15 protein-coding genes are annotated in these 15,442 nt (G+C 60.8%); 8 read left to right on the top strand and 7 right to left on the bottom strand.

Going from position 1 to position 15,442, the window contains the following annotated elements; all coding sequences use genetic code 11:
* Nucleotides 1-123 precede the first annotated feature (123 nt).
* The 3 genes from pgi to zwf are packed head-to-tail and all read right to left on the bottom strand — an operon-like array spanning nucleotide 124 to nucleotide 3,859.
* Entirely contained in the window at nucleotides 124-1,728 is a 1,605-nt protein-coding gene (pgi, locus tag Q1B27_RS02170; RefSeq protein ID WP_299844839.1) for a glucose-6-phosphate isomerase, read from the bottom strand.
* A gap of 8 nt (nucleotides 1,729-1,736) precedes the next feature.
* Nucleotides 1,737-2,408: a 6-phosphogluconolactonase gene (gene pgl / locus Q1B27_RS02165; protein WP_299842940.1), complete on the bottom strand. Its 672-nt coding sequence runs from the start codon at nucleotides 2,406-2,408 to the stop codon at nucleotides 1,737-1,739.
* Nucleotides 2,405-3,859: a glucose-6-phosphate dehydrogenase gene (gene zwf, locus Q1B27_RS02160; protein WP_299842937.1), complete on the bottom strand. Its 1,455-nt coding sequence runs from the start codon at nucleotides 3,857-3,859 to the stop codon at nucleotides 2,405-2,407. Before zwf ends, pgl begins: the two co-directional genes overlap by 4 nt.
* A gap of 182 nt (nucleotides 3,860-4,041) precedes the next feature.
* Between zwf and Q1B27_RS02155 the strand changes: the two genes are divergently transcribed.
* The 8 genes from Q1B27_RS02155 (at nucleotide 4,042) to Q1B27_RS02120 (ending at nucleotide 10,680) form a co-directional block, all read left to right on the top strand.
* Nucleotides 4,042-4,995: a radical SAM protein gene (locus Q1B27_RS02155; RefSeq protein WP_299842934.1), complete on the top strand. Its 954-nt coding sequence runs from the start codon at nucleotides 4,042-4,044 to the stop codon at nucleotides 4,993-4,995.
* 268 nt (nucleotides 4,996-5,263) lie between these two features.
* Nucleotides 5,264-5,941 carry a response regulator transcription factor gene (locus tag Q1B27_RS02150; RefSeq protein WP_299842931.1) on the top strand — a complete coding sequence of 226 codons (678 nt, stop codon included), beginning with the start codon at nucleotides 5,264-5,266 and terminating at the stop codon, nucleotides 5,939-5,941.
* Nucleotides 5,928-7,289, top strand: coding sequence for a HAMP domain-containing sensor histidine kinase (locus Q1B27_RS02145; RefSeq protein ID WP_299842928.1), 1,362 nt, complete (start codon nucleotides 5,928-5,930; stop codon nucleotides 7,287-7,289). Before Q1B27_RS02150 ends, Q1B27_RS02145 begins: the two co-directional genes overlap by 14 nt.
* An 87-nt stretch (nucleotides 7,290-7,376) precedes the next feature.
* Nucleotides 7,377-8,036 (top strand): YfdX family protein, encoded by a 660-nt coding sequence (locus Q1B27_RS02140; RefSeq protein ID WP_299842925.1) that lies wholly within the window; start codon nucleotides 7,377-7,379, stop codon nucleotides 8,034-8,036.
* A 186-nt stretch (nucleotides 8,037-8,222) separates the two neighbouring features.
* Nucleotides 8,223-8,855 (top strand): MarC family protein, encoded by a 633-nt coding sequence (locus Q1B27_RS02135; protein ID WP_299842922.1) that lies wholly within the window; start codon nucleotides 8,223-8,225, stop codon nucleotides 8,853-8,855.
* Between the two features lie 10 nt (nucleotides 8,856-8,865).
* The gene (locus Q1B27_RS02130) at nucleotides 8,866-9,138 is read left to right on the top strand and encodes a YrhK family protein (protein WP_299842919.1); all 273 of its coding nucleotides are present in this window, start codon (nucleotides 8,866-8,868) and stop codon (nucleotides 9,136-9,138) included.
* Between the two features lie 99 nt (nucleotides 9,139-9,237).
* On the top strand, nucleotides 9,238-10,350 hold the full coding sequence (locus Q1B27_RS02125; RefSeq protein WP_299842916.1) for a trypsin-like peptidase domain-containing protein: 1,113 nt from the start codon (nucleotides 9,238-9,240) through the stop codon (nucleotides 10,348-10,350).
* A gap of 69 nt (nucleotides 10,351-10,419) precedes the next feature.
* Nucleotides 10,420-10,680 (top strand): 3-ketoacyl-ACP reductase, encoded by a 261-nt coding sequence (locus tag Q1B27_RS02120; RefSeq protein ID WP_299842913.1) that lies wholly within the window; start codon nucleotides 10,420-10,422, stop codon nucleotides 10,678-10,680.
* 414 nt (nucleotides 10,681-11,094) lie between these two features.
* Here Q1B27_RS02120 and Q1B27_RS02115 read toward each other — a convergent pair whose 3' ends face one another.
* The 4 genes from Q1B27_RS02115 to Q1B27_RS02100 all read right to left on the bottom strand — a co-directional run bounded on the left by Q1B27_RS02115 (nucleotide 11,095) and on the right by Q1B27_RS02100 (nucleotide 15,392).
* On the bottom strand, nucleotides 11,095-12,090 hold the full coding sequence (locus Q1B27_RS02115; RefSeq protein WP_299842911.1) for a molybdopterin-binding protein: 996 nt from the start codon (nucleotides 12,088-12,090) through the stop codon (nucleotides 11,095-11,097).
* Nucleotides 12,087-13,049, bottom strand: a complete 963-nt coding sequence (locus tag Q1B27_RS02110) for an XdhC family protein (protein WP_299842908.1) — start codon at nucleotides 13,047-13,049, stop codon at nucleotides 12,087-12,089. The genes Q1B27_RS02115 and Q1B27_RS02110 overlap by 4 nt, the downstream gene beginning before the upstream one ends.
* 120 nt (nucleotides 13,050-13,169) lie before the next feature.
* On the bottom strand, nucleotides 13,170-14,423 hold the full coding sequence (locus Q1B27_RS02105; RefSeq protein WP_299842905.1) for a VWA domain-containing protein: 1,254 nt from the start codon (nucleotides 14,421-14,423) through the stop codon (nucleotides 13,170-13,172).
* Nucleotides 14,424-14,483: 60 nt separating this feature from the next.
* A complete protein-coding gene (locus Q1B27_RS02100) occupies nucleotides 14,484-15,392 on the bottom strand; it encodes a MoxR family ATPase (protein ID WP_299842902.1) in 909 nt (302 codons plus the stop codon).
* Nucleotides 15,393-15,442: the final 50 nt, after the last annotated feature.

Here is a 15,442-nt window from a genome sequence, read left to right as displayed (position 1 = left end):
TTTCGGGGGCGCCATATGCGTCATGCCCCCGGATCTGGCGGGCGATCTACTGGGGGAAGAGTTTTTTGTTAAGCGTTCTTAGATCATCCGCCACCCTGCAAAACCTCTTGCAGGGTGGACGGTTCAACCCTTTGTATCCAGTACGAAATTGATCAGTTGCCGGGTTGATCCGTCCTTTTTCTCTTTCTCCGCCGCGCCGGTCAGAAGCGGCTCAAGCTCGGTCGCCAGGACCTTGCCCAGTTCGACCCCCCATTGATCGAAGGAATTGAGACCCAGAATGACCCCTTCGACAAACACCCGGTGTTCATATAGCGCGATGATCTGGCCCAGACGCCGCGGCGTCAGCCGATCGTAGATCAGCGTCGTCGACGGGCGATTGCCCGGAAACACCCGGTGTCGCGCCTGACGTTCCAGTTCAGCCCCCTCAAGCCCCTTGTCGGCCATCAGCTGCCGCGCCTCGTCCAGGGATCGCCCGCGCATCAACGCTTCGGATTGCGCCAGACAATTAGCTACCAGCATCTGATGGTGATGCGCCAAACCAGGCTCATGCCCGCGCGCCGCCACCATGAATTCGCACGGCACCACCTGCGTGCCCTGATGGATCAGCTGGTAGAACGCATGCTGACCATTGGTGCCCGGCTCGCCCCAGACCACCGGGCCCGAGGGACCGTCAATCGCCTCCCCCGTCATGGTCACGCGCTTGCCGTTACTCTCCATCTCAAGCTGCTGGAAATAGGCCGGCAGCCGCGCCAGCCGCTGATCATAGGGCAGTACGGCACGCGTGGCATGGCCGCAGATCTGATTGTGCCACATGCCCACCAGCGCGAGCATCACTGGCATGTTCTCGGCCATCGGTGCGGCGCGGAAATGCTTGTCCATCGCCTCGGCACCGGCCAGAAATGCCCGAAAATTCTCCGGCCCGATCGCCAGCATCAGCGGCAGGCCGATTGGCCCCCACATCGAATAGCGCCCACCAACCCAGTCCTCGAAACCAAAGACCCGCTCGGGCGCAATGCCGAACGCGCTGGTCTTGTCCTCGGCGGTCGAGACGGCAACAAACTGATCGGCCGGCGCGTCGACACTGGCCGCCATCCAGTTCCGCGCGGTCTGCGCATTGGTCATGGTTTCAATGGTGGTGAAGGATTTCGAGGCGACGATCACCAGTGTCGTGCGGGCGTCCAGCCCTGCCAGCGTGTCGGCGATATCCGCCCCGTCGACGTTCGATACGAAATGACAGCGCGGCCCGTCATGATAGGGTGCCAGTGCCAGCGTGCCCATCTCGGGGCCCAGATGCGATCCGCCAATGCCGATATTCACCACATCCGTGATGGCACCCCCTGCCCCGGTAAACGCGCCACTGCGCACATCCCCGGCAAAGCCCGCCATCCGGTCCAGCGTTGCATGAACGCCGGGCATCACTTCCTGCCCGTCAACCATCACCGGATCACCGGAAAGATTGCGCAGCGCCGTGTGCAGCACCGCCCGCCCTTCGGTTTCGTTGATCTTTTCGCCTGCGAACATCGCCGCGCGGCGGTCGGCCACACCCCGCGCTTCGGCCAGCGCAATCAGGGCCACGCGGGCCTCGGCGATCAGGTAGGTCTTGGAATAGTCAAACAGCATCCCGTCGAACGAGACCGAGAAGTCCCCGGCCCGTCCATCCTCGGCCAGCAGGTCCAGAATATCGCCTTGCCGCGCCTGATCCGCCAGCGCCTTCAACTCATCCCACATCGTCAATCCTATTCCGCCCAATGCACTGTCAGATCCGACATCACCGCCGCGATCGGGGCCTCAGAATGCGGCATGCCGCGCGCGCGCTCAAGTGCTGCGCGTTTCTGCTGCCCGGTGATCACCAGATGTTTCGACATCGCATCATTCAGCACGCGCGCCGACAGGGTCACCCGTGGCTCGGGCGCGCCGCCACCGCGCATGGCCACCAGCACTGGTGCCTTACGCGCCAGCGCTTCGTCCAGCCGGTCCGCACCGGGAAACATCGAGGCGGTGTGCATATCCGCCCCCATCCCCAGCAACAGCACCGAGATCGGCAGGTCCGGCGTGATATTCGCCTCCAGCTCGGGCAGCACCTCTTCGGGGGTTTCCGCCTTGGCATATAGCGGCAGGTAGCGCGCCTTGGCGGCCCGGCCCGTCAGCAGGCGTTCGCGGATCAGGCGGGTGTTTGACCGCACATGCACCTCGGGCACCCAGCGTTCATCGCTCAGCATCACGTCGACGCGCGACCAGTCCAGATCAGTGTCGCAGAGATCGTCAAAAACCGGCCCCGGCGTGCTGCCACCGGGCACCACCAGCAAGGCGCGGTCCTCGTGATCCAGCGTCGATGTCAACTCTCCGGCCAGCACATTGGCCAGATCAATCGCCAGCATTTCCTCATCCGCGTATTCAACGATCTTCATGCCTTGATCTCCCTCCAGCGGCGGCCATCGCGGTGCATCAGCATCAACGCATCATCCGGCCCCGAACTTCCCGTGGCATAGGCAATCGGCAATTCCCGACTGTCCCGCCATGCTTCGATCACAGGGTCGGTCCAGGCCCAGGCGGCCTCGACCTCGTCCCCCCGCATGAAAAGCGTCTGATTGCCCCGGATCACGTCCATGATCAGCCGCTCATAGGCGTCCGGGAAATCGGCATCATCCGGGCCAAGAACCTCGGCGAATGTCATGTCCAGCGGCACATCAACCAGCCGCATGCCGCCCGGTCCCGGCTCCTTGATGGTCACGCCCAGCTCGATGCCTTCGTTGGGTTGCAGCTTGATCGTCAGGATATTGCGGTGGCTGCCCGCATCCTCGTCAAAGATCGAATGCGGCGCATCCTTGAACACCACCGCGATCTCGCTGGCGCGCTCCTTCAGCCGCTTGCCGGTGCGCAGGTAAAACGGCGTGCCTGCCCAGCGCCAGTTGCTGATATGCGCCTTGATCGCCACGAAGGTCTCGGTCGTGCTGTCGCGGTTTTCCACCTGATTGCGATAGCCCGGGCGCTTGCCGTCGCCCTCATACTGGCCGCGCACGATATTTTCGGGTTTGACCGGGTCCAGCGCCCGGATCACTTTCAGCTTTTCGTCTCGCACAGCATGTGGATCGAACTTGGCAGGAGGCTCCATCGCAATCAGGCACAAAAGCTGCATCAGGTGGTTCTGCACCATGTCCCGCATCGCGCCCGAGCGGTCATAATAGCCGCCACGCGTGCCCACACCCACCTCTTCGGCCACGGTGATCTGGATATGATCCACGTATTGGCTGTTCCACAGCGGCTCGAACAGCATGTTGCCAAACCGCACCGCCATCAGGTTCTGCACGGTTTCCTTGCCCAGGTAATGATCAATTCGGTAAATCTGCGTCTCGTCGAAATGCTGCGCCAGAACCCGGTTCAAATCCTGCGCCGATTTCAGGTCGCGGCCAAAAGGCTTTTCCACCACGATCCGGCTTTCCGCATCAGCCATCCCGTATTTGTGCAGCCGCTCGGCCAGATCGCCGAAAAGGCTGGGCCCGACCGAGAAATAGAACGCCTTGATCCGCTCGGATTTCACCAGCTTGGCCAGCGCCTTCCACCCGGTCGTGCCCCTGGCATCCATGGTCACGTAATGCAGCATCGCCAGGAAATCATCCAGCCGCCCCATATCGCAGCCTTCGTGCTCGGAAAATTCCGCAATCGCCTCGGATGCCAGCTTGCGATAGCCCTTGTTGTCCATCTCGGTCCGGGACGCCCCGATCACCCGCGACGCATCGCCCAGCTGCCCGGCGCAGAATCGCCGGAACAGCGCTGGCAGGATCTTGCGCCGCGCCAGGTCGCCCGTGCCGCCAAAGATCACCAGATCAGCGGGTTCAACCGGTATTGTGCGCGAAACCATATGGGAACTCCTGCCGTTTCAATGCTCTGCCGAAGATGGCCCCGCAAGGTCCACCGACCGAGGCGCAGACACAACTCTAGCATGCTCATGGCTGTTCACAATGGTGTCAGTATCCTTTCGCGCCCTTCCCTTGATGGATTTGACGCGATAGGCGAAAAAGGGAAGAAAAATCGGGTAGTAAGATGAAAGATACGGTTGCTCTACCGGCCAATGCCGGCAAGTTTCAGGACCCTATGGTCACGGCTGACGGACAGACGCGCGCCAGCGTGGCGCTCAGCCACCCTGAAACACTGTGGTTCAATACCGGCACCCTGTGCAACATCGAATGCCTGAACTGCTACATCGAAAGCTCGCCCAGCAACGACAAGCTGGTCTATATCACCGCGGCCGAGGTCAACGACTATCTCGATCAGATCGAAGAGCGCAACTGGCCCATCCGCGAGATCGCCTTTACCGGCGGCGAGCCTTACATGAACCCCGAGATGAACCAGATGACCCGCGCGGCGCTCGACCGTGGCTACGAGGTTCTGATCCTGACCAATGCCATGCGCCCGATGATGCGCAAATCCGTGCGCGCCGGGCTGTTGGAACTGGCCGAAAGCCATCGCGACAAGCTGACCCTGCGCATTTCCGTCGATCACTGGTCGGAAAAACTGCATGACGAAGAACGCGGCAAAGGCGCGCTGGCCCGCACGATCGAGGGCATGGAATGGCTGCGTGACAACAATATCCGCATGGCCGTGGCCGGCCGCACCGTCTGGGGTGAAAGCGATGCGCAATCCCGCGATGGATACCGTGCGTTCTACACCCGCCACGGATTTCAGATTGACGCCGACAATCCCGGTGAAACGGTGCTTTTCCCCGAGATGGACGAAACCGCCGAGGTGCCCGAGATCACCACCGCCTGCTGGGACATCCTGGGCAAATCGCCCGACGCGGTGATGTGCGCATCTTCGCGCATGGTGGTCAAACGCAAAGGCGCCGCAAAACCCGCGGTTCTGGCCTGCACCCTCCTGCCCTACGACCCCGAGTTCGAACTGGGCGCGACCCTTGCCGAGGCTGAGCGTGACGTGGCCCTCAACCACCCCCATTGCGCCAAATTCTGCGTTCTTGGCGGCGCCAGCTGCTCTGCCTGAGGCAGCGGTGCCTGAACCACGGCGTTGGGTTCAATCTCCTCCAGCTCTGTGTGCCGCATGCGGTCTGAGCGGATGTTCAAGGTAGTGGCAGCCAGGTGAAACTTGCGCCTGCATTCAGTGCTGAATGACGCATCGCGTCCTACCACCCGCGTCGATCTCATAAGTCCCCGACGTCATCTTGATAAAACCCGGCGATGTCCGGCCTCCACTTCCGGCTTTGGAATTCGCACTCTTTTGCGGAACATCAAATTATAATATCCCACTCCCCATGAAGATATTGTTGGCCGAAGACGACGCGACATCAGCGGATTACATTCGCAAGGGTTTGACCGAACAGGGCCATGTCGTCGATTGGGTGGCGGATGGCCGGGATGCCCTGACCCATTGCCTGTATCATCCGGTTGATCTGGCCATTGTCGACCGGATGATGCCCGGTATGGATGGTCTGTCATTGGTCAAGGCCCTGCGCGCCTCCAACAGTGACCTGCCCGTGATTTTCCTGACCGCGCTTTCGGATGTCGAGGATCGTGTCGACGGGCTGATGGCTGGGGGCGATGACTACATGATCAAACCCTTCCATTTCTCGGAACTGCTGGCCCGTGTCACGGCGCTCTCCAGACGGCCGAAACAGACCCCGCAGGAAACATCGATCACCATTCACGACCTGACACTGGACCTGCTCAGCCGCACGGCCACGCGTCAGGGCCAGATGATCGAGCTTCTGAACAAGGAATTTGCCCTGCTGCACCTGCTGATGGACGCGCCAGGACGGGTGATCAGCCGGACGATGATTTTGGAGAAAATCTGGGATTTCTCCTTTGATCCGGGCACGACGGTGGTTGAAACCCATATCAGCAAGCTGCGGCAAAAGATCGACAAACCGTTTGATACCGCCCTGATCCACACGGTACGCAATATGGGGTACACGATCCGTGCGCCTCGGTAACCTCACCTCCGGTCAGCCGTTCAAGGCCGCGTTGCGGGTTCTGCTGGTTTTCCTGCTCTGCTATGCGGTCGCCGGATACCTCTTGGTGACGACCGTCAAGAACACGCTCAAGGCCGAGTTGGCCGCCCAGACCAAGTCCGAAAGCCTGCTATTGCAGGACATCTATCGAAGCGATGGCAAGGCTGGCCTGCAAGCCGCGCTTGAAAAGATGCGCCAGAGCCTCCGGCCGCCAGAACACATGATCGGGCTGTTTGACAAAAATGGCCTCAATCTCACAGGGCCGATCTCCAGCGTGCCGGATTTTGTGGGCGTCGTGCACCGCGAAGTGACAACCATGACCAGCGGGAAGCTTGCCGGAAAATACGTCCTCAATGCGCAAAAGCTTCAGAACATGACGCTGGTCGTCGGACGCAACGCGCAATTCATCGAAACGGCGGGGCAACGGCTGACCACCGGCCTGGTTCTTTTTGGCATGCTGCTGGGGGTGGCCACGCTGGCGCTCGGATTTTGGGCCAGCCGCAATTCATTCAAACGCCTCAGCGATATGGAGGCCGCCCTCTTTCAGGTGTCCGAAGGCGGTATGGACACGCGCCTGCCGGTGCGGTCGCACAATGATCAATTTGATCGTGTCTCCGTGAAAATGAACCAGAATCTCGACCGGCTCGAACGTCTGGTCGCGGGCACGAAATCCACGGCGTCAGCCATCGCGCATGACCTGAAAACACCCTTGTCCCACGCCCAGATTGCCCTGAATGACGCCGCTGATGCGGCCGAGGCCGGGCGCGACCCGCTGCCTGAAATCGACACGGCTCTGGCAAAGTTGCAATCCCTGAACACCGTCTTTGAAACGATGCTGCGCATCTCGCGCATTCAGGCAAATACCGACACGTCCCGGTTTGAACAGGTCGACCTGAAAAAGGTCTCCGCCAAGGTGATCGACTTCATGCAACCGCTCGCCGAGGAACAGGGCCAGAAGCTGCGTCTGACTGCCACCGAAGCATCAGCCTTTGCGGATGCCGCCATGATCGAACAGGCTTTGGTCAACCTGGTTGGCAATGCCTGTGCGCATGCCGGTCGTGGGGCATTTATCATCGTTGAGGTGGGTCACGATGAAACCGGGCCGTTCCTATCCGTCAGTGATAACGGTCCGGGCATTCCCGCGCCGGATCAGGACAAGGTTTTGGAGCCTTTCGTCCGGCTGGACAGTGCCAGAACAAGCCCCGGTAGCGGGCTGGGGCTGGCGCTGGTTCAAGCGGTCGCCGAACATCATGACGCAACGCTGACACTCGGCGATGCGCATCCGGGGCTACGGGTCCAACTGCATTTTGCGAAGTTCAAGAAAGTTTAAACTTCGCACCAGGCAGGGGTAAACGCCACCGCCTATCTCTCCCTCATCCGCAGCTTGGCTGCCACCCCCTGTCAGGAGAGAGAGAACATGAAACCGAATTCCAGCTTCATCGCGGCACTGGTTGCAGCCTCGGTCGGCCTCACCGCCATCGCCCAGATTACACAGGCCGGCACGACCACGCTCACCACATCCGAGGTGTCGCAATCCGGCGAGGTCAGGCAGAGCAGCATCAAGATCCCCGCGAATGGCACCCATATTCTGGATGGCGTACATGGCGCGCGCCTGGCGCTTTTCGACGGCAATCTTGACATGGCCAAAGAGATGATATCGGGCGCCAGCGATCAGTTTGACGACCATGCCGCGAAATTCGCCATCAAGCTGGCCGAAAATGACGGCTACGCAATCCCCGTCGATAGCGGCATTCAGTTTGCCGAAGGGTTCGAACCTGACGAAACACATGGCGCCGCAATCGAAGAGGCCGGTGCGCATATCCGCTCCGGCGATGTCGACAGCGCGGTGACGGCAATGACCGGCGCGGGGATTGATCTGGATATCCGGCTTGTGGTCCTGCCCGTCGAAACTGCGGCCGCGAACCTCAAACAGGCTTTGGCGGATATCGAAAGGGGCGAAATCCACAAGGCCAACATGGCGCTCAAAGCGGTCGAAACCTCGATCGTGATCGAAGATTACAAACCCGGTGCCCTTCCCGCTCAGGGCTATCCGCTGACCGAAATCCTCCAGGGTTAACCCCATCGCTCGCGGAGGACGCGCTCTGCATGCTCAGGGAGGTCATGCAGGGCGCATTATTGCGTGCAAAATCAGGGATCGGCCCGGCAGAACGCATTTTCAGGGCATCAATTGATTGACGCGGCCGCCCCCGCGCTCATTCTTGCAGGATGACCCGGACGGGTTAGCAGGAAAGGGATGAACTCAATGGATTATGCAGAGCTTTCCAAGGCCTTTGGCGCCTTCTTTGCCATCATGAACCCGTTTGTGAATTTGCCGGTATTCCTCGCGTTGACGACGGGTTTCACGGTGGCCCAGCAAAGAACACTGGCCTTCAAGATCACCTGTTTTTCCGCCATCATGTGCGCCGTGATCCTGTTTGCCGGGCAAAAGATCATCGGCTTTTTCGGCATCACCGTGGACCAGTTCCGCATCGCTGGCGGCATCGTGCTGGCACATATCGCGTGGTCGATGCTGAACGGCAGCCCCATCGCGTCGCACCACGGCACGGATGCAGAGCAAGAGCACATGGCCGACCTCTCGGCCCTTGCCTTTTACCCCATCACCTTTCCGATGATCGTCGGCCCCGGCACGATTGCGACGCTGATCATCTACGCAGGCCACGCGCCGGGCCTGTCGGATCTGGCCGCGGTTGGCGCAATCGTTGGCATCATCCTCGCAATCCTCTTCGTGGTGCTGTTCTTCGCGTCCTTCTTTGGCAAAGTGCTCAGCGACACGATGCGCGTGATCATGACCCGCCTGATGGGTATGATCCTGTTGGCGATAGCCGTTGAAATGGTGGTGACGGGTGTCAAAGCCGTATTGCCCGGCCTGGCCTGAGGAGGCGACAATGAAGCTCTTCGATCCCAAGAACCACAATCGCAGCGATCAGCACCGGAAAATCTATGCCTATTGCGAATTGGCCTACACTCTTGTCGATTTCTCAGCCGCCGCGCTTTTCGTCATCGGCAGCATTCTTTTCTTCAGCGCGACGACGACCTATCTGGGCACCTGGCTGTTTCTGGTCGGCTCGGTCCTGTTCGGCCTGCGGCCAACCATCAAACTCTACCGCGAGCTTGCCTATCTGCGCATCGGGGACATTCAGGACATCGCCAAGGGCTGAAACGGGCCTCGGCCCGGTTTAAGAAAAATTAAACTTCGGCAAAACCCGGGGAAAACTGGCGCTCCTAGATAGGTTTCACCACCAAATCAGGAGAGCATAATGAACCGCCCTAATCAGAAACCCCGCACAGTGTTGTTAGGCGCCGGCATCGCCGCGCTGATGGCCTCAAGCGCCATTCTGCCCACCACCGCCAGCGCCGCGGCAGCAGGCAGCGGCTTTGCCGATCTCGTCGAAGAGGTCAGCCCGGCGGTTGTCTATGTCGAAGTCACGACCAAGGCCCATAAGGCCAAGGCCGATGACCTGCCACAAAACGACCCCAGGTTCGAAGACTTCATGAAACGTTTCGGCGATCAGTTCCCGGCCCCGCCGCAAGACATGCCGCGCCAGGGGCTGGGATCAGGATTTCTGATCTCGACGGATGGCCTGATCGTGACCAACCACCATGTGATCGACAATGCCGAGACCGTCTTAGTCAAACTTCAGGACGGGACCGAACTTGACGCGCAGGTCATCGGCTCTGACCCGCTGACCGATATCGCCCTGCTGGATGTCGAGGGCGAGGATTATGCCACCGTCGCCTTCGGCTCCTCCGATGCGGCCCGCGTGGGTGAAGAAGTCGTCGCCGTCGGCAGCCCCTTCGGCCTGGGCGGCACGGTCACCTCGGGGATCATCTCGGCCAAATCGCGCAATATCAATTCCGGCCCGTTTGACGATTTCATCCAGACCGATGCCGCCGTGAACCGGGGCAATTCGGGCGGGCCGCTCTTTAACATGGAGGGCGAAGTCGTCGGCGTGAACACCGCGATCTATTCGCCGGGCGGCGGTTCTGTCGGGATCGGCTTCGCGGTTCCCTCGGATCTGGTTGTCGATATCGTCGCCGACCTCAAGGATGACGGCCAGATCAAACGCAGCTGGCTGGGTGTCCAGATCAAACCGGTATCCGATGAGGTGGCCCATGTGCTTGGCCTCACCTCCGGCCAGGGTGTCATGATCGAAGAGGTGCTGGCCGACAGCCCGGCGCAGGAGGCCGGGTTGGAAAGCGGGGATGTCATCCTGAAATTCGGCGAACAGGACATCGCTGAACTGCGCGACCTGACCCGCTCGGTCGCAATGGAAGACGCCGGCAAGACCTCCGAGATCGAGATTTTTCGGGGCGGCAAATCCATGACCTTCAACGTGGTTCTGGCCGATCGCAAAGATCAGGAGGCCTGATCTCCCCTGCGGCGGCCAGGTCCAAGTGGTCGCCGCATCATCCCACACCCCGTAGCAACAGGACGCATCATGGCAGATTTGGATAGGCTCCATGCCCGGCTGGAAAAGCTGAGCCAGAAGATTTTCCACGCAAAATCAAAGCTAAAGCGGCACGGTGAATGGCACGAAGGCCATGCCCGGACCAGCGAGGAACTTGCCGCCCGATATGCCGACCTGAAGGCACGGGTTAATGAAAACATGCCTCATGACAGCGCCATCGACCACCACGTCACCGGCCTGGAACTATCGCTGCGCGAATGGTTGGCTGATCTGGACGACAGAACCAAATGACCGGTTGCCTGCCTCCGGCGGTTGTTGGTGATTGAGAGGGACAAAGAGGGCCTGGCCCCAGGGCATCGGACAAAAACACCCTCCAACACCTATCAAACGCACCGCAGCCGTCCCGGAATCACACCGAAGGCGCCGGCCAGCGGGTGCCACGTCTGAAAAGGGTTCAGACGGATCTTGTCGCCGACGGGAGGCTGTCCTGCATATCTCACTTTTGTCTGGTAATTCGGCCCCGGGCATCACCGCGCGGTCTCTTAACCCTGCAAATTACGGAAAAAATACCGACGCATTACCGACGTTATACCGACAAAATACCGACCCCAGTTTTTCCCTGTTAACCAATACCTTAGGGGTGATTCGCTCGCCGTTTCAATGGCCGGGACCGTACCGGCATTTACGGTTCATTAACCCTCACGCCTACACCGACCTGCGCCCACCTCTCGGTTGCGGCCGTGTCGGGATTTCCTTGAGCAAGCCACCGACCCCCATTCTGGCAATGTCAGCACGTGTGACCTCGATCCCGCAAACCACGCGCGACAGCACCCAATCCGCCCCGTGCAGCACCGGTGATCGTGCGCTGCCCGGCAGGCCGATCACGGGTCTTTCGTCCAACGCGCCAAGAAACAGAAGGTTGCCGGGATCCACAGGCATGCCAAAGCGTTCAAGGCTACCTCCGGCCAGGCGCAGCGCCGCAGGGGCCGTATCCGCCGCATCCGAAGTGGCCGACCCTGTCAGGATCAAAATGACCTCTCCGCGCGCGGTGGTCAGCGCCTCTGCCAGACCTTTCCGGTCATGGGTGCAGGTCTGTGTGTCGATCAGTTCAAGCCCCAGCCCCGACACCCGTTTGCTGATCGCCTCAATACCCTTCGTCCCGGGCCCTCCGGGGATTTCACTGACGATCAGACTGACCGTTTGGAACACCGGACGAGCCAGATCAATAGCCCCGCGCAGGCCCTCACACGCTCGGATTACCGAAGCCTTTTCAACGCCATAGGGGATGATCTTAACCGTAGCGACCATGCCGCCCGGATGGATCTGGTGAAAAGGTGCCACTGTCGCGATGGTAATCGCGGGATCGACCGAATTGGCGGCATGGATCGCCTCGGCATTCAGCCGGACAACACCGGGATGCGCGGCAATCAGATTGACCCGGCCGGTAAAGGCCTCGGTCAGGTGCAGCGCCTCTCGTCCCGTCGCCAGCGCCTCTGCAAGTTGACGCGCCGCGTCATCTTCATGAAGGTCATTCTCGTCCAGCCGGGCAACGACAATCTCGTCATGCCCCGCCTCTGACAAAGCCGCCAGATGCGACGGTTCAAGCTTGACGCCCTTGCGCAACCGGCCCTCGGGCAAGCGAACCGAATGGGCCAGAATGGCCCCCCCGGCATCGGCTACGGAAACCGGTCCAAATTTCACTTGCCCTGCCTCAACACCCGGGTCATCTCGGCCAGAATGGACACGGCAATTTCCGCGGGTCCAGACGCCCCGATGTCCAACCCGATAGGTCCGTGAATGCGTGCCAGCTGCACCTCGGTAAAGCCCGCCGCAGTCAGCCGCTCAATCCGTTTGGCATGGGTGCGGGTTGATCCCAAAGCCCCGATATAAAAGGCTTTTGACGTCAAAGCCTGTTCAAGCGCGGGGTCATCCAGCTTGGGGTCATGGGTCAGCAAAACGAGCGCCGTGCGGCTGTCCAGGCCAAAGCCGCGCACGCCGTCATCGGGCCACTCATGCACCAGCGTTTCGCCGGGAAACCGCGCCTGCGAGGCAAAGCTTTCGCGCGGGTCGATCAGCACCGGATCATAGCCTGCAATCCGGGCCATCGGCACCAGGGCCTGCGCGATATGCACGGCCCCCACAACGATCAGCCGCAAGGGTGGATTATGGATAGCGACAAAGGTCTCGGTATCGTCTTCAAAACCTGACCGGTCCATCCTGAACCGTTGGTCGTGTCCCTCGCGTGCCAGACGGCGCCCGGCAGGCCCCGTCAGGTAGACCACCGGCTCACGGGCCGCGCGTGCCTGCACCAGGTCTTCAAGCACCGCTTCGGGCATCACGCTGCCCACAGGCTCCACCAGCACACGAATGGTGCCGCCACAGGCCAGACCGACCGCAAAGGCGTCACCGTCGCTCACCCCGTATTCCAGCGTCACCGGCAGACCCGCCGTGATCGCGTCCAGCGCCTCGGCCACAACCGCGCCTTCTACACATCCACCGGATACCGACCCGGCAATCTCGCCCTCCCCCGAGATTGCCAGCTGGCTGCCAACCCGACGCGGCGCGCTGCCCCAGGTCTCAACAACCGTGGCCAAAGCCGCCCCTTTGCCTGCCCGGTGCCAATCCAACGCCTGCTCCGGTATGTTATCAAAACGGTCCATCTTGCATCCACAGATCAGTCATGTTGTTCCTGCGCCCATCCACGCTCGCAATCAATGCGTCACCTGGATTTTAGCAGAGAAAATCTTGCGCGGTAGCGCTCCTTTGGATCACCGCCTACCTCAAAGCGCCGCGAGCAATCGAGCCTTTTCGCCATCATCCCCGGGGTCTGAGATTGCCCGCGCCAATTCCTCAAGCGTTGCAATCGAATGACCCGCGCGGAACGCATCCACATGCGGCATCATTGCCGCGACCCCACGCGCCTTGGGGGCAAACCCTTCCCACCGTAACAAGGGGTTAAGCCAAATGAGCCGCCGGGCCGACAGATGCAGACGCTCCATTTCCCGGCCCAGCCCATCAACATCGCCGCGATCCAGACCATCAGTGATCAGGAGGACCACGGCACCCTGCCCCATCACCCGGCGCGACCAGTCGCGGTTGAAAGCGTGCAGGCATTCGCCGATGCGCGTGCCGCCTTCCCAGTCCTGCGCATGACTGCCCGCTGCCGCCAGCGCCGCATCAACATCGCGGGTCGCCAGATGCCGGGTGATGTTTGTCAGACGCGTGCCAAAGGTAAATGCGTGCACCCTGGCCCAACCCTGCCCTTGCGTATTGGACACCGCATGCAGAAAATGCAGCACCATGCGGCTATACTGGCTCATCGAGCCGGAAATGTCGCACAGGACCACCAGATTGGGCCAGCGCGGACGCGGCTTTTTCAACGCGATACGGCGCATTTCACCGCCCCGTCGCATGGCCTGTCGCAGCGTACGCCGGGCATCCACCTGCCCCCCCGTGTGGCTGGGCTGTCCTCGGCGCGAGGCCAGGGGCTTGACCGGCAAACTGAGCCGCGCCAGCATGCGCTTGGCCTCGGCGATTTCGGTCGTGCTCATCTGTTCAAAATCAAGCGTCCGCAGGCGTTCCTCACCGGACATGGTCGCGCTGGCATCGACCTCGATCAGGGTTTCTTCACCGGGACTGTCCGCAAATTCCGGCAAATCCGCCTGGGCCCCGTCCAGCAAGGCCTCCGCCGCGCGCTTTTCTGCGGATTGGGCCGTGCGGTCCTCTTGTACGCCGTGAATGGCAGGCAGCATCATGGCCATCATATGTTCCAGATACCGCGGATCCCGCCAGTAGAGGCGGAAAACCTGTGCAAAAACTGCGCGGTGTTCGGGCCGGTTCACGAAACACGCATGCAGCGTCCAGAAAAAATCCCACCGCTCCGTAAACCCCGCCGCCTCGACCGCACGGATCGCCTCGATCACCCGCCCGGGGCCAATCGGCAGCCCGGCCCGTCGCAGCGCCCGTGCGAAATGGGTGATGTTATGGCTAAGCTTAGGATTCTCCGGCAGATCAAGCGGTGCATATTCAGGCATCGCGACCGTCACGAGGCCGTGGCACCCGCACCTTCGAATTTCCTATGGAAAAAAGACCCATCAGGTGGGCTCCAGCGTCGCCTGCGCCTCCTCAAGTATGCGTTTGGCCTCGGATCCCTGCAATTTGGCGATGTCGTCCTGATATTTTAGGATCGCGCCCAGTGTATCGGCGATCACATCGGGGCTGAGCGAGATCACGTCCAGCGCCAGCAGGCATTTGGCCCAGTCGATGGTCTCGGCCACGCCCGGTTTCTTGAACAGATCCTCGGTGCGCAGGGCCTGAACAAAGGCCACAACCTCGCGGCTTAGGCTTTCCGCCGCTTCGGGTGCGCGGGATTGCAAAATTTCGATCTCGCGGTCGAAATTCGGGTAGTCCACCCAATGATACAGACACCGGCGCTTCAGCGCGTCGTGGACCTCGCGGGTACGGTTCGAGGTAACAATGACGATTGGGGGTTCAGGCGCTGTGATCGTGCCCAACTCGGGGATGGTGACCTGAAAATCACTGAGGGCTTCCAGCAGGAATGCCTCAAAGGGCTCGTCCGTGCGGTCCAGCTCGTCGATCAGCAAGACCGGCGCGCCACCGGGTTGGGGTCGCATCGCCTGCAAGAGCGGCCGCTCGATCAAGAATTCCTCGGTGAACAATTCGTCTTTCAGATGCGTCCGATCCACTCCTCCCGATGCCTCAGCGGTGCGAATCGCAATCATCTGTTCGGCGAAATTCCATTCATAGACCGCGGATGCCGCATCAAGCCCCTCATAGCATTGCAGCCGGATCAATCGACGCCCCAACCCTGTTGCCAATGCCTTGGCAATCTCTGTCTTGCCGACGCCGGCCTCACCTTCCAAAAACAGGGGGCGCCCCAGCGTCAGGGCCAAAAAAACCACCGTTCCCAAGGCTCTGCCACAAACATACCCTTCGCCCTCAAGCATCTTCTGAACCGCATCAATCGAACCCGGCACTGTCATTGCAACCCTCCATTTGAGGCCAGCACTGCATGGGGCACCCTATCCCGTCA

It is taken from the genome of uncultured Roseovarius sp. (genome assembly GCF_947489715.1).
Taxonomy (GTDB): domain Bacteria; phylum Pseudomonadota; class Alphaproteobacteria; order Rhodobacterales; family Rhodobacteraceae; genus Roseovarius.
Note: the sequence above shows the minus strand (reverse complement) of the source record. Positions and strands in the feature narration are given on the sequence as shown.